Here is a 19,620-nt window from a genome sequence, read left to right on the forward strand (position 1 = left end):
AGCACAGCACTTATGGCGACTAAACTACCAAAACGCTTCTACAACAGTCGTCTACAAAAATATGATTCAGCCACCACCTTAGTCAAGCCACAGATCCCATAATTTGACAACTTGTGCCCTGTCCGCTGCAAATTTACCCTCGTCAACATCCGCATCAAGGTTTAACAGATTACGGTGATGCACCTCATTACGGATCCTCGTGTAGGCGTGTGTTAGCGTTTGAGCCTGCTCTTCGCTCATAATGCCTTGCTGCAACATAGATTCAAACACGCGTACATTATCGCACCAGCGCGTTAGCTTAGGCTTTTCGTGGCTAAAGCGTAGCACCAAGTACTGCGCTAAAAACTCGACATCAGTGATCCCTCCGGGATCTTGTTTAAGCATAAATCGACCCGATTTCTTTCCGCCTAAGTGATCACGCATTTTCACTCGCATCTCGGAGACTGATTTTTTCAAATCGTCCTCATTACGCTCAAGACAAAGCACTTTGTGTCGAGTTCGAACAAATGCTTCTTGTAGGGCATCATCGCCATAAATCATACGTGCGCGTACTAATGCTTGATGCTCCCATGTCCACGCATCTTTTAACTGGTACTCTTCAAAAGCATCGGTCGGTGACACTAATAGCCCTGATGCGCCCGACGGTCTCAATCGCATGTCCACTTCATAGAGGATCCCCGATGCCGTTCTAATTGAGAAAATATGAATGATTCGCTGCGCTAACCGCAAGTAGAACTGACGACCATCAATCTCTTTTTTACCATCGGTATACACATTTACAGGGCAATCATGCATGAACACCATATCGAGATCGGAGTTATAACCAAGTTCCCACCCTCCGACCTTGCCATACCCCACAACACCAAACCCCTTCCCTTCTCGATCTTTAAGGTGGGTCGGCTCACCAAATTTAGCCACCACTTGTAACCAGGCTTGATTAACTCCTGCTTCTACAATCGCTTCAGCCAAATAAGTTAAGTGATCACTCACTTTCATGACTGGCAGCACTTCTGTAATATCAGCCGCTGCAATCCGTAAAATACAAATCTGCTTAAATTGGCGTAATCCCTCTAGCTGTTGCTCCATATCATCTTCTGGAATTCTGGCAAGAAAGTCCCGCAGCTCTGTCTTATAAGCAGACAAAGGGATCGGGTTATATAGCTGTTGTGGGTCTATCAATTCATCCAATAAGATCGGATAGCGACCTAACTGCTCCGAAATCATAGGGCTCGCCGTACATAGGCGAACTAACTGAGTCAGTGCTGCAGGGTGCTCATCCAACAATTCTAAATAGGTGGTTCTAGTGACAATTTTGTGCAGCAGGTGTAGCACTCGTGGTAAGCCAAACTGCGCATCTTTATGATGGTAAATCGCTTGAAATATTTTCGGCATCAAGCGGTTGAGCACTTCTCGTCCACGCGGGCCGAGCGTTTTTTTCGCTAAGTCCGCTTTAAATTGAATGATAGTCGATGCCATTTCAGATGGTTCAGCCACCGCAACATCATTCACTAAGATATGTTCAATCACATCCGGCTTATGTGCCATATCCCATAGCTCATGAAAATGCTTGTCGACGCTGAGGGTTTCTTCCTCTTCCCCCCCAATCAAGTTCTCGAATACCGCATGAACACTTTGCATATGTTGCTGAGTTTGCTCCATCAATTCGTCCCAACCAGCATGCTGCATAGCAACCGCCAATTTTAACTGATCGCTCTCTTTTTCAGGTAGCGTTTGAGTCTGCTTGTCTGCCATTGCTTGCAGTAGGTTCTCTAAACGCCTTAAGTAAAGGTATGCACTACGTAAGTCTTCTACTTCACGAATTTCTAATAACCCCAACTCTTGAACGGCTGTCAATGTTTCAAGTAAACCGCGACCTCGTAAGCTCGGCTCTCGGCCACCTCTAACCAGTTGGAAAACCTGAGCGATAAACTCAATTTCACGAATGCCACCCGCGCCTAATTTAATGTTATTGCTCAATCCTCGGCGTCGAACTTCACTGCTGATCATTGATTTCATTCGGCGCAATGATTGAATGGCACTGAAATCAATGTAACGACGGAACACAAATGGGCGGAGCATTTGGCGAAGCTCTTGGTATTGTGGATACATTTCACTCCCCATGACTCTCGCTTTGATCATGGCATAGCGTTCCCAGTCTCGCCCTTGCTCTTGATAGTAATCTTCCAATGCGGCGTAACTCATCACTAATGGGCCACTCTCTCCAAACGGACGTAGCCGCATATCGACGCGATAACAGAAACCATCGAAAGTTTGTTGATCAAGCGCCTTAATGATCCTTTGCCCAAGACGAGTAAAGAACTGCGCATTCGCGATACTGCGCCTAGCTCCTTGGGTTTCACCGTTTTCAGGATAGGTAAAGATGAGATCGATATCTGATGAAAAGTTCAGTTCTCCCCCACCGAGTTTACCCATTCCAATGATCAACATCGGCTGTGCAGCCCCAGACTCATCGCATGGCGTGCCCCACTCCTGACAACAGAGATCGTATTGCCATTGGTAGGTTTCAAAGATCATCGCTTCGGCAAGTTCTGACAGGTGGGCTAAACTCTCTTCCAAACGCCAAGAAGAGGTAAAATCTCGCCAAGCGATATAGGTCATTTCACGATTGCGGAATTGACGTAGGATTCGATGACCACTCATTTCGCTATCGCATGTCGCTAACATTTCAGCGAGACGCTGACGATAAGAATCAGAACGAGATGAACACTGCAACATGCTAGGAAAATCAGTACAAAGTTGAGTATCCCGTTGAAAGTTTTCCGCTACAAATTGACTCAAGCCTAAGACATATTTCAATGACTCAATAGACTCATCACTCCAATGGCTTAATCCATCCGCTTGCTGTTCTAATAATTGTGAATAGGCTGATAATGAATCAGAGGTAAGGCTATCAGGCAGTAGCATAGATCTTCCTTGCGATATTTAATGGTATTTGGCGGCATATAGCGAACGAGTAAAGTCCGTTTTAAGCTGAGTTTCATTGGTATAAATCCACTCGGCACTCATTCAATTCGAGAACTGTTCTCTATTTATATCAAACTTAACGCAATAAAAAACGCCTACATACTCTGTTTTGTTAAGACAGGTAAATAGGCGTTTGATTTCGTCTAATGACGAGCGATTCATTTACACTTTAAATGACTTAATCTTCGAATCTAAATCTTGAGCATTGCTCTCCATCATTTCAGAGGTCTCTAGCAATTCACTCACCACCACAACGGAAGCTTCAACAAGCTCTCTCACATTCGTTAAGTTCTGATTCATCTCATCCGCAACGCTACTTTGTTGACCCGCAGCGGTTGCGATTTGGAAGTTCATGTCGTTAATCTGATTCACCTGCTCAACAATGCCGTCAAGCTCAGAACCCGCATTGGCAACCAGTTCAACGCCATCCGCCGCTTCAACAACACTTTTCTCCATCAATTCAACGGCAGAGTTAGCACTGCTTTGTAGTTGTGAAATCATCTCTTGAATTTCAACCGTTGCTTGTTGAGTGCGTTGTGCAAGGTTACGAACTTCATCAGCAACAACGGCGAATCCGCGCCCAGCTTCACCCGCTCGCGCCGCTTCAATTGCTGCGTTCAGTGCCAATAGGTTGGTTTGCTCTGAAATGCCTTGAATGGTTCCTACTACGCTACCAATCGAACCAACTCGTTCTTCTACCTGATTAACGGCTCCCGCAGACGCAGCAATATCTGAAGAGAGTTCACTCATTTTAGCCACGGTATCTCGAACAAAATCTCGCCCGGTTTGAGCCTGGCCAGACGTCTCTTCCGTTAATGCTGATGCGTTTTGAGCGTGGTCTGCTACGGTTTGTACCGTTGATGTCATTTCACTCATTGCGGTTGCCAGTAAATCAATTTCAGCAAACTCTTCTTGTGAGGACTCTTTCGTTTCAGACATACTAATTGTCATCACTTCGGTCAAAGTGAATAGTTCATCTGAAGCATTGATTTGAGTTTTAATCACATCATGAAGCTGCCTACGAGTTTTCTCTAATTCTCGCGCAACATCACCATATTCATCTTTACAATCCATGACGATAGGCACCGACAGGTCTTTACTTGCCATCAGTTTAATCGATTCGCTTAAATATTCAGTTTGGCGTAACATGACTCGTGCAGCCGCCATAAGCAGAGCCACAAAAACAGCAATCATGATCCCTGTCTGCCACACTACCTCAATTAAGTAGGCATCATAATGTTTCTGGGCAACTTGAATGTCGTTGGTCGCCGCAATAAGAGCATTATAGAAACTAGAAGCATCCCATAACTGTTTGGTGATGATTAAAATAGTACTAAATACCATTAGCATCATCATTTTAGGAACTAAGCGAACATCTGAAATTAACCTTTCCCAAGGCTTGAATGTCGGTTTTTCCATTATCAGTTCTCCGCTAAGTTTAATGTTATGTGCTGAATATTTATTTTCGTTAAAAAGATTTTTAATCATCTATTTACGATTTATTTCGAGCTTCGTATGAAAACATATAGTACCAAAGACGACACCAAGCCTATGAGCTTATTGTCACTAATTTTATCTTTCTTAGCGTTATTTGTGATCTCAGCCTTATTGTTTATGCCACCGGAGAGTAAAGCTAAGGGAATATTTATCGGTTTAGATTTTATCATTTGCAGTATTTTTATTTTACAGCTCACCATTGATCTCATCCGTTCAGATGATCGGAAGCAATATCTTAAGCATCACTGGATCGATTTTATCGCCAGCATTCCGATGATTGAACCTTTACGATTTGGCCGCTTATTCCATATTTTGCGCGTAATTTTAGTGATTCGGTCCGGAAGAACCGTTCTAAAACAGCTATTAGCGAATAAAAGAGAAACCACTCTCGCCTCAATTATTCTTTTGCTTGTGATTCTACTCACCGTTGGCTCTGGAATGATGCTAGCGATAGAGGGACAAAATCCAGACTCAAACATTCAAACGGCAAGTGATGCCTTGTGGTGGGCTTTTGTTACCATCTCAACCGTTGGATATGGCGATCACTACCCGATCACGCTAGAAGGAAAGTTATTAGCCTCTGGGATCATCATCTGTGGTGTGGGGATTTTTGGTATGATTTCTGGTTTGATTACTTCGCTTATCACCTCTCCAAGCCATACTCAAAATCAACGTTCTGAAAATAAAGAGAAGCTACTTGAGCAGATAGTTGCCCAACAGCAACAAATTTTGCAACGGCTTGAAAAGATAGAGCAGATGAATTCAGACGAAAAAAAATAAGGAACCGAAGTTCCTTATTTCTATTTTAATGAATGGCAAAGCAGTACGCTGGTCTTTATCAGTCTTGCCAATACGGCTCAACTTCAACACTAATTTGGCGAGTTTGTTCCATGGCATGCAAGATTGAAACCTCTTGCCTTGCCAACCAACGCTCTAACTGCTCTTTCTCATCACCTTGCAATAAGTTAATACACTGCTCTAATGGTTTAAGCATTAACAGGTCATCGATCCCTTGGATCAAATCAGCCCACGGTAATCGGAAGGTATTGCGCTCTTCTACATCATATAAGCTAGCAAAACCGACACCTGTGTATAAATTACGCATCAAACGATATTGCTGCTCTACATAGTCTTGACTGGTTAAGGTACATTCTGGCGGAAAGGCTTCCATCAGTTCAGCCCATGTGCGATCAAGCTGCTGTACAGAGAAAGGCTTGATATTTCCCGACATCTGTTCACGAGCTTTATCATCTAAAAACGGCTGCCAGCCACGAGTTAAGATCCAACGGCTAAGATCAAGCAACAAACCAGTATAACGAGCGGAGCTGAGTAACGTCAGTATGCTCTCTCTATCTGGTAGTTGAACTTGTTGCTCTTGCAGTTCAGCGACTAAAAATTTACGAGCATCAAGTTTCCGTAAGACATGCCCTTTATCTTCAAGCAAGTCATCTAAATAATCGTACATTTTTAGCCAAGACAGCTCTTCTTCAAGCCACTTGAGCTCTTGACGAATAATCGCACTCGCTCTACGTGGAACAATACCACCATAAATCGTCAGTGTTTGACGAATAAAGCTAATGGAATGGCTGATTTCATGCAGTGCTTTTATAGACTCACGCTCAGTGTAAATCTGCTCGTGATAATGCCAATGTGAAAGGGCATGTTCCAATGATTGAATAAAGCAGGATTCAACCGTGTCATTTTGATCGGTATTCACCAAAGTTAATGCTTTCACTTCATCACCTGCATAACCTTGTGCAAGTCGGTAGCCTTTGGCTGCTTTACTCAAGTTCCCCAGACGCATGCCACCTTCATCACTAAACAGGCGAGCTAAAGTAAAGAGTGCATCGGTTTGCCCCGATTTAAGTTCTAGTTCAACTTCGCAAATGGGATCTTGCTTCTCGTTTGCGACGACTTCCCCTTGATCAAAAGCCACTTCCACTTGGCTACCATCAGGCATGCTCACCAACCACTGTTCACGAGTGAAGTTGGTCGAAAAGAGAGGGAAAAGTTCAGATTGTAATGTGTCGATATCTTTATCTTTTGGCCAGATATCTTGAGGGTGAAGAGAGAGCTTCGGAGTATTGCTATCGTGCTCAGCATTATACTCTGGTCTCTGATGCAAACCCGCAACAACGCGACCCGCAGTTTTTACGGTTTGCACAAAAACGTCATCAAAACGTCGAATACGCAAACCCGTATCATGCTTACGTAACCAGTTATCTGGAGTATCAAAATAAGTGTTGCCTAAATTACGACAACTTTGCTGAAGTACTTTGGTATCAGAGATTTTACGCTGTAAAGTCTCTGAAAAATCTGGAGAAACAAAAAACTTCAGTTCTATCTCGGTTTCCATAGTGATGCCTTTCAATGAAGATAAGAATAGGATATTGCCTATTTGAAATGTGGGCAAGTCAGAAATTTCGACCGATTGATGATCTAAAACAGTTTTAATGCGTGATTGATTGGGTTAACATGCGCGACTTTGTAGCCATCGCTCAACATTTCACCTGAATATGGTGTATGTTTTTTTAAGGTTATTATTTATTAGGTTGGATGACCATGCCAGTAAATACAATTATGGGGTTATTTGCAAAGTCCCCTCTTAAGCCTTTGCAGCGCCACGTTGTGTGCGTAAATGAATGTTGCTCTCACCTAGTCAATTTTTTTGAAGTCAGTTCAAAAGGTGACTGGGAAAAAGCAGCAGAAATTCGCGCTCAAATTTCTCACCTAGAGAAAGAAGCTGACGTACTCAAGCGCGAAATTCGTCTTAAACTTCCTCGTGGTTTATTCATGCCCGTTGATCGCACCGATATGTTGGAGCTATTAACTCAGCAAGATAAACTCGCCAACCTCGCGAAAGACATTTCTGGTCGTGTATATGGCCGTCAACTTGTCATTCCTGAAGTGATGCAAGAAAACTTCATTGCTTACGTCAAGCGTTGCTTAGACGCAGCAAATCAAGCTCAGAAAGTAATTAATGAGCTCGATGAGTTATTGGAAACAGGATTCAAAGGCCGCGAAGTCACACTTGTAGCTGAAATGATCAATCAACTGGATGTGATTGAAGATGATACGGACGCGATACAGATTGTTCTTCGCCAACAATTAATGGCAATAGAAGCAGACCACAATCCTATCGACATCATGTTCCTGTATAAAATTCTTGAATGGGTCGGCGGCATTGCAGATCAAGCTCAGCGCGTAGGCGCTCGTCTTGAAGTTATGCTTTCTCGATCTTAAATCATAAGTTAACCATATAACGAAGAGCATTTTTTAACCCAATTTACTTATGCGATGGTCATTTCCTCGCTGAGTGTTTTTTTGCGTCTAAATTTGTTCCGCTTGTTATCAAACAACTAGGTATTACGCGATGGATATCCTTGCGAATTACGGCACTGTCCTGATTATTGTTGCAGCCGCTTTCGGTTTCTTGATGGCTATTGGTATTGGTGCAAACGATGTTGCCAATGCGATGGGTACATCTGTTGGCTCTAAAGCATTAACCGTTAAACAAGCGATCATTATTGCAATGATCTTTGAATTTGCTGGCGCTTATCTTGCCGGTGGTGAAGTTACAGACACAATCCGTAAAGGTGTTATCGAAACATCTCTATTTGCTGATCAGCCTGATGTGCTTGTCTATGGCATGATGTCTGCGCTTTTAGCTGCAGGTACATGGCTATTACTCGCTTCTTACATGGGCTGGCCTGTTTCAACAACTCACTCTATTATCGGTGCAATCATCGGTTTTGCATGTGTTTCAGTGGGTACTGAAGCGGTTGACTGGGATTCAGTTCAAGGTATTGTCGGAAGTTGGATTATTACTCCTGTTATTTCCGGTTTCTTCGCTTATGTCATCTTTGTCAGCGCCCAGCGACTGATATTTGATACTGAAAACCCTCTGTTTAATGCTAAACGATTCGTCCCTGTATACATGTTCATCACGACGATGGTGATTGCATTAGTGACGATTAAGAAAGGTCTTAAACACGTTGGTCTTCACCTAAGCAATACTGAAGCGTGGGTTTGGGCTGCGGCTTTCTCCACTCTAGTCATGGTTGGTGGTTTCTTATACATCAAACACAAATTTGCTAACCGCGAAGAAGACCACGGGTTTTCGGGCGTTGAAGGTATTTTCAGCGTGTTAATGGTTATCACGGCATGTGCTATGGCATTTGCTCACGGTTCTAACGATGTGGCAAACGCAATCGGTCCTCTATCTGCTGTCGTTTCTACGGTTGAAAACATGGGCGAGCTTACTGCTAAAAGTAACATTGCTTGGTGGATTCTACCTCTAGGTGGTATCGGTATTGTAGTTGGTCTTGCAACCATGGGTCATAAAGTAATGGCGACTGTTGGTACTGGTATTACAGAACTAACACCTAGCCGTGGCTTTGCTGCTCAACTAGCAACTGCATGTACTGTTGTTTTGGCATCTGGTACTGGCCTTCCAATCTCAACCACACAGACACTTGTTGGTGCGGTGTTGGGTGTAGGCTTTGCTCGTGGTATTGCAGCACTTAACTTAGGTGTGGTACGAAATATCGTGGCATCTTGGATTGTGACGCTACCAGCAGGGGCTTTGCTTGCGGTTATCTTCTTCTATGCTATCCAAGCCGCTTTCGCCGCTTAAGCCATATTAGAAATGAGTCCAATATAGTATTTCTATGTAAATACTATGTCATTATTGACTCAATCGCACAGAAAGGGAGGCTTTGCCTCCCTTCTTTGTTGCACGAGAATAAGAAAGTTCATACTATTCGCTAAGAAAATATGAAGGCTAGAATTAAGACAATGGCCTCCCAATTTGAATTGTTAAGGGATTTACTGTGAAAAAACTGATCTGTATGGTTTTGTTTGCTGTTCTCGCTGCCCCTGCAGCCTTTGCTCAAGACCGTTATATTGCTGACAAGCTCTTTACTTACCTACATTCTGGCCCAAATAACACTTTCCGCATTATCGGAAGTGTTGACGCTGGTGATAAAGTAAAGTTCATCAAAACAAACAAACAGACTGGCTTTAGCGAAATCGTTGATGCTAAAGGTCGCAAAGGCTGGGTTGAAAGCAAGTTCATCACTCGCAAAGAAAGCATGGCGATCCGTTTGCCTAAGTTAGAAAAAGAGCTCACCGATGTTAAGGCACTTTTAGCTAACGCACGTAAAAATGCGGACAATGAAAAAGCGGGTCTTGCGGACTCACTTGCGACTCGTAATAAACAGATTTCAGATTTAGAACAGAGCTACAGCGATATCAGCCAAAAGCTCACCTCTTCTCAAACAGAGAATCGAGAGTTACGTGCCAAGCTTGATACTCAGAAAGATGATTTGCTACTGAAATACTTCACTTACGGTGGTGGTGTTGCAGGTATTGGTTTGCTTCTTGGTTTACTACTTCCTCACATTATCCCTCGCCGTAAAAAAGCACCAAACGGCTGGGCATAATAACAATACTCTAATCGTATTGCGGTAGTAAAAAGATAAAAGGTCACCCTAACTGGAGTGACCTTTTTTAATCGCTTAAACATTTGTTATGCATCACTTCAAGCGTAGACACAAACACCGATATCAGCGCTTAACCTTGCCATTCATACAAAGCAGGAAGTTCAAGTAGTTGCTCTTCAAATTCAACGATCACCGATTGTGGTTTGATTTTCAATAGCTGAATTTGATTCTCGATCCAATCCCCTTCGCTATATTCATGATCATTAATTTTTACCCAGCGTCTCTGGCTGTCACTCGAGTACATATGAGTCTGCAAGTTCAGCGCAGGCAAGCGACCACGATATTGATCGCCAGTCTTGTCTATATCGATGGTTTCACGATTAAATAGCTTCTCACTGGCGCTGAATGAGTCTGAGTCTGCCGTTGCCTGTAAAGCCGACTGAAACTTCAAGGCTAACTCCGGTGATAGAGAACTTAAGTCTAGCTCCTCTAATCCCATATTTTGATCCATTGAAAGAGGCGCGTCCGGATTCTCCTTAAGAGGTGGGGACGTGAGCTCTGGTGCTGTTAGTCGGTCTAACTTCGTTAATGCCTCATCAGATGGTTCAACACTCTTAGAATCGGCTACAGGCACTATTGCGGAAGAGAGCGAAGTATCATCGAGACTCTCAATATCAACTAACTGAGGGGTAGGCTCAAGTTGAGAATAAGTTGGATAGCTCAGTAATTTGAACTCCGATTTTTCCTTTACTGAGGCGTTCACCGTTTTGACTGCATTTTGGCCTTGCTCTTGAGCTTGGCTTTGAGCCTGAATCCGAATTGGAGTATCCGCTTGAATAGCAGCGGCATTGACTATCGGGTGCTGCTCGCTAATCAGGCGCACCCCGTTAGCACGATAAGCTTCGAGCCCTAAATAACTAGCCACCGCAACGATAGGAAGTACCCCAAGCATCAGCATATAAGACAATTTGAGCTGAGGCCCATGCTCTTCATTTCGCTCGTTAGAAAGATTTTGATAAGGAGTCAACATTGCCTGTCTGCTTTGCTCTGAATCCTGTAATGCACTCATGACTTGTGACATTTACGCCACCTCCGGTTCAATCGTGCGTAGTTTAGGCGCATCGGGTTGAGCTAACAGCTCTAAACGTTGCAACGTCTGCTTGCCCGCAATGCCATCGACCGACATATTTTGCCAACGTTGGAACGTTTTCACTTTCTGTTCAACATTACTATCAAAGTATGGACTATCGAGTGATGGCTCTCCAAGTACGATAGAAAGCTTGCGTTCGAGAATTCGAACCTTCTCACTGCGTTGAGATTTTTTTAACGTTTCGCGCAATTCACTCTTCCAAATGGCGTAATATCCACCACTCCATAAGCTTTGAAGCATAGATGATGACATCTGTACTCGTTGCTGCCCAATCAAAATTTCAACCTGATCCTTTGATGCGGCATAAAGCACGGCATACAACTCTTCATGGTTATAACTCAACAGTAAAACAACTGGGGTTTGTTGTTTGATTAAGTCCACTAAGCGCCCTTTCTTCGTATCACAGATAAACAGGCTTTGTAGGTTTTCAGTACATAATCCGTCTCGTACGGATGCCTGATAGCCCCATAACTTATACAGCTCTTGTATTGCTTCTACTTGGCTTGCGCCTTTTTGCAAGACATTCACAAGTTCAGCGGGGATGGCAATCTCATTATCATCAGCAGTCGTAGCATTTAAACCAGCATCGCCATCGTCTTTTGAGTCAATATTTTGTTGTTGAGCCGTCATCTGAACGGTTGAAATTGTACCTTGTTGAGCTTCTTTCCCTATGACATCAATGTATGGCAAAACCACGTTATAGCTTGCAACCGCTAATACAGACCCAAGCGAGAGTGCACTTAAATATTTCCATACAGGCTGAGTGCTGAGTGCTTGGCGAGATGACTTTTTCGAATGATTGATATCACTGCCATGCGGAGAAACTTGATACTGCATGACATCATGACATGCTCGCTTCACCGTCTGCACACTCAAGTTAGGCTCCCCATGATGATGGGCGTATTGCAAAGATTTATCACACACTAAGTTAATTAACCTTGGAATGCCCTGCGTTGCTTGCGCGATAACCTTTATTGAACTCGCTTGGAAGATGTCACGAGAACCACCCGCCATTTTGATTCTAAAATCGATATATTGCCCGGTCTCACTTACGTTTAAAGGAAGCAAGTGATAACGCCCTGTGATGCGCTGGGCAAGTTGACGAAGCTGAGTCGTTTGCAGTTGTTGTTGTAACTCAGGTTGGCCAACCAACAGTACTTTTAACAGCTTACGTTGGTCTGTCTCAAGGTTGGTTAATAAACGTAGTTGTTCTAGCACTTCAGCTGCTAGGTGTTGGGCTTCATCAATCACCAGCAGGGTTTGGATATTTTTACCATGGTTTTCAATCAAGTAATGACTGATCGTTTGACTAAGTTGTTTAAGGCTCGCTTGCTCTGGATACTTTAGTGAAAATTCATCACAAATGGCTTCAAGCAAGTCAGAGCTTGAGAAGGTGGGATTTAAAATCAAACCCGCTTTCGTACTGCTATCTAAATTAGCCAGCATTGCACGAGCAACCGTTGTTTTCCCCGTCCCCACTTCACCAGTAAGCATGGCAAAACCACCGCCATCACCCAGTCCGGCTTGTAAATGCTGCATCGCTTCTTGGTGACGTTGGCTTAAGAAAAGATAACGAGAGTTTGGCACAATCGAAAATGGTGCCTCATTAAATCCAAAAAAATCCTTATACATACTCTCGTCTCTACAATCATGGTTAAAGGAAAGTACCATTGCTTGCTACAATGTCCAACAGCATCTGAAAAAATTAGAGGTAATACGTGCAAGTTTACTTAGTTGGCGGCGCAGTTCGCGATCGATTGTTGAATATTGACGTTTATGATCAAGATTGGGTGGTTGTTGGTTCGAGCCCAGAAGAGATGATCAAACAAGGTTATACACCCGTAGGTAAAGATTTCCCTGTCTTTTTGCATCCCAAAACTAAGCAGGAACATGCTCTTGCTCGAACGGAAAGAAAAACATCAGCTGGATATACTGGATTCGAATGCCACTTTTCACCAGATGTCTCTTTAGAGGACGATCTACAACGCCGCGATCTGACAATCAATGCGATAGCTCAAGCCCAAAATGGTGATCTTATCGATCCTTACGGCGGTAAGGATGATCTCAACAACCGCATTCTTCGCCATGTTTCTCACGCTTTCGTTGAAGATCCTCTCAGAGTATTAAGAGTCGCACGCTTTGCGGCAAAACTGGCTCACCTTGGTTTTCGAGTTGCCGATGAGACTCTCAACTTAATGAGAGATATTGTCCGTTCTGGTGAGCTTGCACACTTGACACCAGAAAGAGTTTGGCAAGAGTGGCATAAATCACTCAGCACTCAGAACCCTGAAGTCTTTCTTTCGACTCTAAGAGAATGCGGTGCATTGGCAGCGGTATTGCCTGAAATTGACGCTTTATTTGGCGTTCCCCAGCCTGAGAAGTGGCACCCAGAAATAGACACTGGCATTCATACTTTAATGGTCGCACAACAGGCCGCTATACTCAGCCCGTCGTTACCCGTACGCCTCGCCGCTCAACTGCACGATTTAGGCAAAGGCGTGACGCCTAAAAGCGAATGGCCGAGCCACAAAATGCATTGTCATACGGGTATCAAGCTCATCCAATCGCTGTCAGATCGGGTTCGAATTCCTAATGAATTTAAAGATCTTGCCCTTTTAGTATGCGAACAACATACCAATATTCACCGCGCGATGGAGCTTAAGCCAGCAACGATATTGAAGATCCTTAATAAGTTTGATGTCTGGCGCAAACCTGAAAGATTCAATGATATTCTCATCTGTTGCCAAGCGGATCACGCAGGTCGGAAAGGGTGTGAAGAGAATCCATACCCTCAACGAGATCGTTTTGAAAAGGCTTATCGCCAAGCCCTCACCGTTCAAGTGCAATCAATCATCGCTGACGGCTTTCAAGGTAAACAGATCAGAGATGAGATGGAAAAAAGAAGAGTAGAAACCATCGCCTCAATCGTCTGACTATAAAAAAGGCTCACGATTAATCGTGAGCCTTTTCTAGATGCTTGAGTATCTCTCTAGTTCATCAGCAAAAATGCTATCAAACCACCACCAAGTAGTAAGCGGTAGATAACGAACGGCATCATACCCATGCGTGAAATGAGCTTTAGGAAGAAATGAATACAGATATAGGCACTAATGAATGACGTGACAATCCCCGTCAACAAGAAACCGACATGAACCGGATCGCCACTAATGACAAGCTTAAGCCCTAGATAGCCACCAGCAAGAGCGATGATTGGAATCGACATTAAGAATGAGAAACGCGCGGCAGCCTCACGAGTAAAACCTAAATACAGCGCGGCGGTGATGGTCGCACCTGAGCGAGACGTTCCAGGAATAATCGCCATTGCTTGAGCAATACCAATAAACAAGGCTTTTTTCCAACCAGCTTGGTATTCATCATCAGCCAGCGATGAGTTCTTATCAACCCACCACAATAATAAGCCAAAAATAATCGTGGTAGTCGCAATTACCCACGCACTGCGTAAGTAAAGTTCAACAATGTCTTTCATCAATAAACCAAAGACACAAGCAGGGATCGTCGCAAGTACGATCATCCAAGCCAGTTTCGCCTCTTTACTGCGATCGCCTTTGAAGATGGATCCAAATAGTGCACCAAACAGTGTCACGACCTCTTTTCTAAAGTAGATCACTACGGCCGCTAGAGTTCCCACATGAACAGCAACATCGAACGCTAAACCTTGATCTTCCCAACCCAAAATGGCCGATGGTAAAATCAAGTGGGCTGAACTAGAGATCGGTAAGAATTCAGTTAAGCCCTGAATGAGTGCCAAAATAAACGCTTCTATATAACTCATTTTTTACTCTTATTATTAGGCCTTAGACCTTTGGTTTTATTTGAAGTCTTGGTTAAAACATAGACTTACAGCTTGCAATGAATCGAGGTTATCCATCTGTTGATAGATTTGTGCCACGCTTCGCCCGTCAGAAGGGATGATCTTCTCTGGGCATAAATCATAAAGCGGCTGAGTAACGAATGGATATTTAAAAATATCACTGCGCGGCAACTCTGGTGAAGATTGAGAAATCACATCACCAAACAACACGATATCAAGATCTAAATTACGATCTTGATATTTATGAGCATTCTCTAAACGCCCCCATTTTAGCTCGATTTGACGAAGCAAAAGTGAGAATTCAGTTAAAGAGCGATCCGTTTTTAGCTCAATGACAAAGTTGTAAAAAGCGTGGCTATCAAAACCAACAGGTTCGCACTCATATACTGGCGATGAGCGTAGTTGTTCCCCTAGAAGAGCAAGCTCATCCCATGCCGCTTGGGCATGCTTATCTCGTTCTATGTTGGTTCCGACACCAACATACACGGTGTTCATGCCGCGCCTCGCTCTATCACAACACCAACAGATTTTGCTTGTGGTACAGCTCCAGGTTTCGCTAAACGGATTTTAACCCAAGGCACTGAAAAGCGAGACATAATTAATTCCGCAATCTCTTCTGCAACGCGTTCAACCAGTAGAAAACGCCCACCTTCTATATGCTCCAACACTGCGGTACTCACTTTTGAATAATCCAGAGCATCAACTACATCATCACTTTTACCCGCAGGGCGGTTGTCGTGAGCCATTTCAATATCAAGAACTAGCTTCTGTTTTATTTCTTGTTCCCAATCATAAACACCGATGGTTGTGATTACTTCTAATTGCTCGATAAAAACTTTATCCAATGTCATTTACTGTCCCTTTAGAGGTCGGATACCCTAAGCGGGTAAAAAATCGTATTATTATTGCCATTCAGGATATGATATCAATTACTCTTTGATTGAGCATTAATTTCCCCTCCTTAAGGACCACTATGACTTCTTTGGCTCTCATCATGATTATTGCCGCCTATCTGTTAGGCTCGATATCGAGTGCCGTGCTGATCTGCCGTCTTTTACGATTACCGGATCCAAGGGGAGTCGGCTCAAATAACCCTGGGGCGACCAATGTTTTAAGAATTGGAGGCAAAGGCGCGGCATTTGCCGTATTAATTTGCGATATGCTTAAAGGAACGATCCCGGTATGGGGTGGGTATTTCTTAAACATTGACCCTATATTATTAGGGGTCGTCGCGATTGCCGCCTGTTTAGGTCACATGTATCCCATCTTTTTTCACTTTCAAGGTGGTAAAGGGGTCGCGACCGCATTAGGTGCCATTGCGCCAATAGGACTGGATCTTACTGGCATGATCATGCTGACATGGTTAGTGATCGCTTTTCTATTTCGCTACTCTTCTTTAGCTGCCATCATTACCGTTCTGTTAGCGCCTTTTTATACTTGGCTCGTAAAGCCTCACTACACCCTACCCGTTGCCATGCTCTGCTGCTTGATTGTGTTACGACACCATCAAAACATTCGTCGTTTACTTGAAGGTAATGAACCTAAATTTGGCGAGAAAAAAATATCGTCTAATCAATAGAAAAGGCCTCTGTCGCTCAATAGTGCAATCACCATTAAGTTCACTGAGACCTTTAAGCACCTTGAATTGATATTGACTCAATCGGCAATATCAATTCAATCGGCAATAAATTTACTGTAGGTAAACCTTACTATTGGTGAACTTTCGCCAAAAATGTTTTCAGCATATCGGTCACAAAGCCAGGTTGTTCCAAATTACTGATATGCCCAGCGGCGGGGATCACGACCAATTCACTGCCAGTAATCACATCATTCATCAAGTAAGATTCCAAAGGCGTTCTTGGGGAATCTTCCGCACCAACCGCAATCAGTGTTGGTAGAGCAAAAGTTTCCACCTCTTCAATCAAATCCCTGCGACCAAAAATCATTCGCCCCATTCGTGATACTTCTTCTGCCTGCTCACCTTTTAAAGATTGCAGATAAGTCGAAAAATTTTCAACTAAAGCTGGAGAGGTCTGTTTTACGTTCTTAGAGAAGAACATCGGTACCACTAAGTCTAATACTGGCTGAGGAACCAGTTTCAACTGAGTAATCGCATCTAACATTGTGAAATATTTTTTATGCGTCACCTCAGGCTCTAACCCGACAAAGGTATCCATCATCACTAGCGATTTTACTCGCGATGGGGCCAGAGCCGTTAATTCAGCGCCCCACATTCCGCCTACGGATAACCCAACAACAGAGAACTCATCTATTTCGAGGTGATCCATTAGCGCTAACATTTGCTTCGCGTAATCCGTTAAGTTACGTGTAGATTGAGGGGCAAATTCAGACCCACCATGCGCCCAAAGATCCGGCACAATACAACGATAATATTGGCTCAATGCCTCAACTTGAGGTGCCCACATTTTGCTATCCCATAGGTAACTATGTCCCATAAGAAGCACTGGTCCTTGCCCTTCGTCTTGATAGGTCATGGTGCGGCCATCTACAGCAAATGTTTTCATCATTTCATCCATTGTTATTATTTTATAAACGTTAATACTATCATCTGTTTGACGAGAATCAGCTCATGTATTAAAGGAACCCGTTCATATTTTACGGAAACCTCTCTGAGCACCAAATAAAACAGTCCTGAGCACTAAATAAAACGGCCGCGATAAAGCGACCGTGTAATGACTCATGAGTAGAGTGACTCTTATTTTACAGGTTCAAGTTGATCAATTGGCCAGCGAGGAGTTGCCTGAACAGCTAAATCCGCCACTTCGCCATTTTTCAAACGCTGCATACCTGCGTAAGCAATCATGGCACCATTATCGGTACAAAATTCCGTACGAGGATAGTACACCGCCCCGCCCATTTTTTTCGCCAGTGCTTCTAACTCTGCTCTTAGCTGTTTATTCGCACTCACGCCACCGGCAATGACAATGCGCTTCATACCCGTTTCAATCAAAGCTCGCTTGCATTTTATTGCTAAGGTCGCACATACCGCTTCCTGAAAGGCGTATGCAATATCAGCGCGGGTTTGGTCATCGTCGTCATTTGCTCGAATCGTGTTTGCCGCAAATGTTTTAAGACCAGAAAAGCTCATGTCTAAACCAGGGCGATCTGTCATTGGACGTGGGAATTTAAAACGACCCGGCGTCCCTTTCTCAGCTAATCGAGAAAGCAGAGGACCGCCTGGGTAATCTAATCCCATGAGTTTCGCGGTTTTATCAAACGCTTCACCCGCCGCATCATCAATCGATTCACCAAGAATTTTATATTCACCAATCCCTTTAACTTCAACAATCATTGTGTGACCGCCTGAAACGAGCAACGCAACAAAAGGAAACGGTGGTGGAGTATCTTCTAGCATTGGTGCAAGCAGGTGCCCTTCCATATGATGAACAGGAATAGCCGGAACATCCCACGCATACGCCATGCTACGACCGATTGTCGCACCAACCAATAAAGCACCAACTAAACCAGGCCCTGCGGTATACGCAACGCCATCGATATCATCTTTAGTCAAATTAGCTTCAGCAAGCGCCGCTTTAATCAGTGGGATGGTCTTCTTTACATGGTCTCTAGAAGCTAGCTCAGGTACGACACCGCCATAATCAGCATGCAGCTTTACTTGGCTATATAATTGGTGAGAAAGCAGCCCTTTCTCATCGTCATAAATAGCGATACCTGTTTCATCACAAGAGGTTTCGATACCAATAATTCGCATATTTTTCTCAGCACGCTTTGTCTTAAATCGGAAATTAGCGCAATATTACCTTGTTGAGGCTTCTCAAACAAATTTTGCACAGACTATAATCGACAAAGTGCTTTACAAAGCCACTGTGATCGGATTAAAATTCCGCACCATTTTTGATCAAGCTGGTTAGAGACCAAACAACATAGAGAGTTAGCTTAATGGGCAACTTCTCTGATTTGGAAATGAGTAACCAGCGATAATGAATAACCCCTGAGGTGAAAGGCATATGCCAATAGTTAAAGTACGTGAAAACGAACCGTTCGACGTTGCACTACGTCGTTTCAAGCGCTCTTGTGAAAAAGCAGGTATCCTTTCTGAAGTGCGTCGTCGTGAGCATTACGAAAAACCAACTACAGTTCGCAAACGCGCTAAAGCAGCAGCTCAAAAGCGTCACGCTAAGAAGCTAGCTCGCGAAAACGCACGTCGCGTTCGCCTGTACTAATAACTTAATCCATAAGGACTGAGTTATGGCTCTGATTGAACAACTCAAAAAAGAGCAAATTTTAGCGATGAAAGCCAAGGACAAACCGCGCCTTGGCACTATTCGTTTAGCCCTTTCAGCAATTAAGCAACGTGAAGTCGACGAGCAGATCACTCTGACCGACGAAGACATTCTTGCTGTGCTGGTAAAAATGGTTAAACAACGTCGCGATTCTGTTGCTCAATATGAATCAGCGGGTCGTCAAGATCTTGCTGACGTGGAACAAGTAGAAATTACTGTACTTGAAGGCTTTATGCCTCAACCGCTAACTGAAGATGAAGTTGTTGCTCTTGTTGAAAGCGCAATTGCAGAATCTACACCTGCGGGCATGCAAGACATGGGTAAAGTGATGGCTATCTTGAAACCACAAATTCAAGGGCGTGCAGACATGGGTAAAGTAAGTGGTTTAGTTCGTTCTAAACTCGCTTAATATCCAGCGCTATATTGCAACAAGCCGTGCTATCCATT

Annotated in this window: 18 protein-coding genes; 8 read left to right on the forward strand and 10 right to left on the reverse strand. The window is 43.7% G+C overall.

The window, feature by feature from the left end:
* Nucleotides 1–78 precede the first annotated feature (78 nt).
* Entirely contained in the window at nt 79–2,925 is a 2,847-nt protein-coding gene (gene glnE, locus F0249_RS07000; protein ID WP_171756218.1) for a bifunctional [glutamate--ammonia ligase]-adenylyl-L-tyrosine phosphorylase/[glutamate--ammonia-ligase] adenylyltransferase, read from the reverse strand.
* A gap of 222 nt (nt 2,926–3,147) precedes the next feature.
* Nucleotides 3,148–4,404, reverse strand: a complete 1,257-nt coding sequence (locus F0249_RS07005; protein ID WP_171756219.1) for a methyl-accepting chemotaxis protein — start codon at nt 4,402–4,404, stop codon at nt 3,148–3,150.
* Between the two features lie 96 nt (nt 4,405–4,500).
* Here F0249_RS07005 and F0249_RS07010 point away from each other — a divergent pair, with 96 nt between their 5' ends.
* On the forward strand, nt 4,501–5,262 hold the full coding sequence (locus F0249_RS07010) for a potassium channel family protein (protein ID WP_171756220.1): 762 nt from the start codon (nt 4,501–4,503) through the stop codon (nt 5,260–5,262).
* 58 nt (nt 5,263–5,320) lie between these two features.
* On the opposite strand, the gene F0249_RS07015 is transcribed toward F0249_RS07010, so the two are convergent.
* Nucleotides 5,321–6,838: an inorganic triphosphatase gene (locus F0249_RS07015; RefSeq protein ID WP_171756221.1), complete on the reverse strand. Its 1,518-nt coding sequence runs from the start codon at nt 6,836–6,838 to the stop codon at nt 5,321–5,323.
* Between the two features lie 206 nt (nt 6,839–7,044).
* On the opposite strand from F0249_RS07015, the gene F0249_RS07020 reads away from it, so the two are divergent.
* From F0249_RS07020 to F0249_RS07030, 3 genes are all read left to right on the forward strand, one after another.
* The gene (locus F0249_RS07020) at nt 7,045–7,725 is read left to right on the forward strand and encodes a TIGR00153 family protein (protein WP_017051109.1); all 681 of its coding nucleotides are present in this window, start codon (nt 7,045–7,047) and stop codon (nt 7,723–7,725) included.
* Nucleotides 7,726–7,855: 130 nt separating this feature from the next.
* A complete protein-coding gene (locus F0249_RS07025; RefSeq protein WP_113799494.1) occupies nt 7,856–9,118 on the forward strand; it encodes an inorganic phosphate transporter in 1,263 nt (420 codons plus the stop codon).
* A 196-nt stretch (nt 9,119–9,314) separates the two neighbouring features.
* Nucleotides 9,315–9,926 carry a TIGR04211 family SH3 domain-containing protein gene (locus F0249_RS07030; RefSeq protein WP_017051111.1) on the forward strand — a complete coding sequence of 204 codons (612 nt, stop codon included), beginning with the start codon at nt 9,315–9,317 and terminating at the stop codon, nt 9,924–9,926.
* A 130-nt stretch (nt 9,927–10,056) separates the two neighbouring features.
* Here F0249_RS07030 and F0249_RS07035 read toward each other — a convergent pair whose 3' ends face one another.
* Together F0249_RS07035 and F0249_RS07040 are read right to left on the reverse strand one after the other, a co-directional pair.
* Entirely contained in the window at nt 10,057–11,007 is a 951-nt protein-coding gene (locus tag F0249_RS07035; RefSeq protein ID WP_171756222.1) for a general secretion pathway protein GspB, read from the reverse strand.
* Nucleotides 11,008–12,708: an AAA family ATPase gene (locus F0249_RS07040; RefSeq protein ID WP_171756223.1), complete on the reverse strand. Its 1,701-nt coding sequence runs from the start codon at nt 12,706–12,708 to the stop codon at nt 11,008–11,010.
* An 86-nt stretch (nt 12,709–12,794) separates the two neighbouring features.
* Between F0249_RS07040 and F0249_RS07045 the strand changes: the two genes are divergently transcribed.
* Complete coding sequence (locus F0249_RS07045; RefSeq protein ID WP_171756224.1) at nt 12,795–14,009, forward strand: multifunctional CCA addition/repair protein; 1,215 nt, start codon at nt 12,795–12,797, stop codon at nt 14,007–14,009.
* 56 nt (nt 14,010–14,065) lie between these two features.
* Here F0249_RS07045 and F0249_RS07050 read toward each other — a convergent pair whose 3' ends face one another.
* From F0249_RS07050 to folB, 3 genes are read right to left on the reverse strand one after another with little or no spacing between them, the layout of a single operon-like run.
* Nucleotides 14,066–14,869 carry an undecaprenyl-diphosphate phosphatase gene (locus F0249_RS07050; protein ID WP_017051115.1) on the reverse strand — a complete coding sequence of 268 codons (804 nt, stop codon included), beginning with the start codon at nt 14,867–14,869 and terminating at the stop codon, nt 14,066–14,068.
* A gap of 36 nt (nt 14,870–14,905) precedes the next feature.
* Nucleotides 14,906–15,403: a 2-amino-4-hydroxy-6-hydroxymethyldihydropteridine diphosphokinase gene (gene folK, locus F0249_RS07055; protein ID WP_171756225.1), complete on the reverse strand. Its 498-nt coding sequence runs from the start codon at nt 15,401–15,403 to the stop codon at nt 14,906–14,908.
* Nucleotides 15,400–15,759 carry a bifunctional dihydroneopterin aldolase/7,8-dihydroneopterin epimerase gene (gene folB, locus F0249_RS07060; protein ID WP_017051117.1) on the reverse strand — a complete coding sequence of 120 codons (360 nt, stop codon included), beginning with the start codon at nt 15,757–15,759 and terminating at the stop codon, nt 15,400–15,402. Before folB ends, folK begins: the two co-directional genes overlap by 4 nt.
* Before the next feature lie 122 nt (nt 15,760–15,881).
* Between folB and plsY the strand changes: the two genes are divergently transcribed.
* Nucleotides 15,882–16,487: a glycerol-3-phosphate 1-O-acyltransferase PlsY gene (gene plsY / locus F0249_RS07065; protein WP_113799506.1), complete on the forward strand. Its 606-nt coding sequence runs from the start codon at nt 15,882–15,884 to the stop codon at nt 16,485–16,487.
* Between the two features lie 130 nt (nt 16,488–16,617).
* On the opposite strand, the gene F0249_RS07070 is transcribed toward plsY, so the two are convergent.
* The gene (locus tag F0249_RS07070; RefSeq protein ID WP_171756261.1) at nt 16,618–17,433 is read right to left on the reverse strand and encodes an alpha/beta fold hydrolase; all 816 of its coding nucleotides are present in this window, start codon (nt 17,431–17,433) and stop codon (nt 16,618–16,620) included.
* A 191-nt stretch (nt 17,434–17,624) separates the two neighbouring features.
* On the reverse strand, nt 17,625–18,641 hold the full coding sequence (gene tsaD, locus F0249_RS07075) for a tRNA (adenosine(37)-N6)-threonylcarbamoyltransferase complex transferase subunit TsaD (protein ID WP_136994185.1): 1,017 nt from the start codon (nt 18,639–18,641) through the stop codon (nt 17,625–17,627).
* 256 nt (nt 18,642–18,897) lie between these two features.
* On the opposite strand from tsaD, the gene rpsU reads away from it, so the two are divergent.
* Both rpsU and F0249_RS07085 read left to right on the forward strand, forming a co-directional pair.
* Entirely contained in the window at nt 18,898–19,113 is a 216-nt protein-coding gene (gene rpsU, locus F0249_RS07080) for a 30S ribosomal protein S21 (protein WP_004396009.1), read from the forward strand.
* Between the two features lie 25 nt (nt 19,114–19,138).
* The gene (locus F0249_RS07085; RefSeq protein WP_017051121.1) at nt 19,139–19,582 is read left to right on the forward strand and encodes a GatB/YqeY domain-containing protein; all 444 of its coding nucleotides are present in this window, start codon (nt 19,139–19,141) and stop codon (nt 19,580–19,582) included.
* Nucleotides 19,583–19,620: the final 38 nt, after the last annotated feature.

It is taken from the genome of Vibrio sp. 03-59-1, assembly GCF_013114135.1.
GTDB lineage: Bacteria > Pseudomonadota > Gammaproteobacteria > Enterobacterales > Vibrionaceae > Vibrio > Vibrio cortegadensis.

What these genes read in the sequence shown, in the direction of transcription:
- glnE (WP_171756218.1), bottom strand. Translation starts at nt 2,925, where the DNA reads ATGCTACTGCCTGATAGCCTTACCTCTGATTCATTATCAGCCTATTCA.
- F0249_RS07005 (WP_171756219.1), bottom strand. Translation starts at nt 4,404, where the DNA reads ATGGAAAAACCGACATTCAAGCCTTGGGAAAGGTTAATTTCAGATGTT.
- F0249_RS07010 (WP_171756220.1), top strand. Translation starts at nt 4,501, where the DNA reads ATGAAAACATATAGTACCAAAGACGACACCAAGCCTATGAGCTTATTG.
- F0249_RS07015 (WP_171756221.1), bottom strand. Translation starts at nt 6,838, where the DNA reads ATGGAAACCGAGATAGAACTGAAGTTTTTTGTTTCTCCAGATTTTTCA.
- F0249_RS07020 (WP_017051109.1), top strand. Translation starts at nt 7,045, where the DNA reads ATGCCAGTAAATACAATTATGGGGTTATTTGCAAAGTCCCCTCTTAAG.
- F0249_RS07025 (WP_113799494.1), top strand. Translation starts at nt 7,856, where the DNA reads ATGGATATCCTTGCGAATTACGGCACTGTCCTGATTATTGTTGCAGCC.
- F0249_RS07035 (WP_171756222.1), bottom strand. Translation starts at nt 11,007, where the DNA reads ATGTCACAAGTCATGAGTGCATTACAGGATTCAGAGCAAAGCAGACAG.
- F0249_RS07040 (WP_171756223.1), bottom strand. Translation starts at nt 12,708, where the DNA reads ATGTATAAGGATTTTTTTGGATTTAATGAGGCACCATTTTCGATTGTG.
- F0249_RS07050 (WP_017051115.1), bottom strand. Translation starts at nt 14,869, where the DNA reads ATGAGTTATATAGAAGCGTTTATTTTGGCACTCATTCAGGGCTTAACT.
- folK (WP_171756225.1), bottom strand. Translation starts at nt 15,403, where the DNA reads ATGAACACCGTGTATGTTGGTGTCGGAACCAACATAGAACGAGATAAG.
- folB (WP_017051117.1), bottom strand. Translation starts at nt 15,759, where the DNA reads ATGACATTGGATAAAGTTTTTATCGAGCAATTAGAAGTAATCACAACC.
- plsY (WP_113799506.1), top strand. Translation starts at nt 15,882, where the DNA reads ATGACTTCTTTGGCTCTCATCATGATTATTGCCGCCTATCTGTTAGGC.
- F0249_RS07070 (WP_171756261.1), bottom strand. Translation starts at nt 17,433, where the DNA reads ATGAAAACATTTGCTGTAGATGGCCGCACCATGACCTATCAAGACGAA.
- tsaD (WP_136994185.1), bottom strand. Translation starts at nt 18,641, where the DNA reads ATGCGAATTATTGGTATCGAAACCTCTTGTGATGAAACAGGTATCGCT.
- rpsU (WP_004396009.1), top strand. Translation starts at nt 18,898, where the DNA reads ATGCCAATAGTTAAAGTACGTGAAAACGAACCGTTCGACGTTGCACTA.
- F0249_RS07085 (WP_017051121.1), top strand. Translation starts at nt 19,139, where the DNA reads ATGGCTCTGATTGAACAACTCAAAAAAGAGCAAATTTTAGCGATGAAA.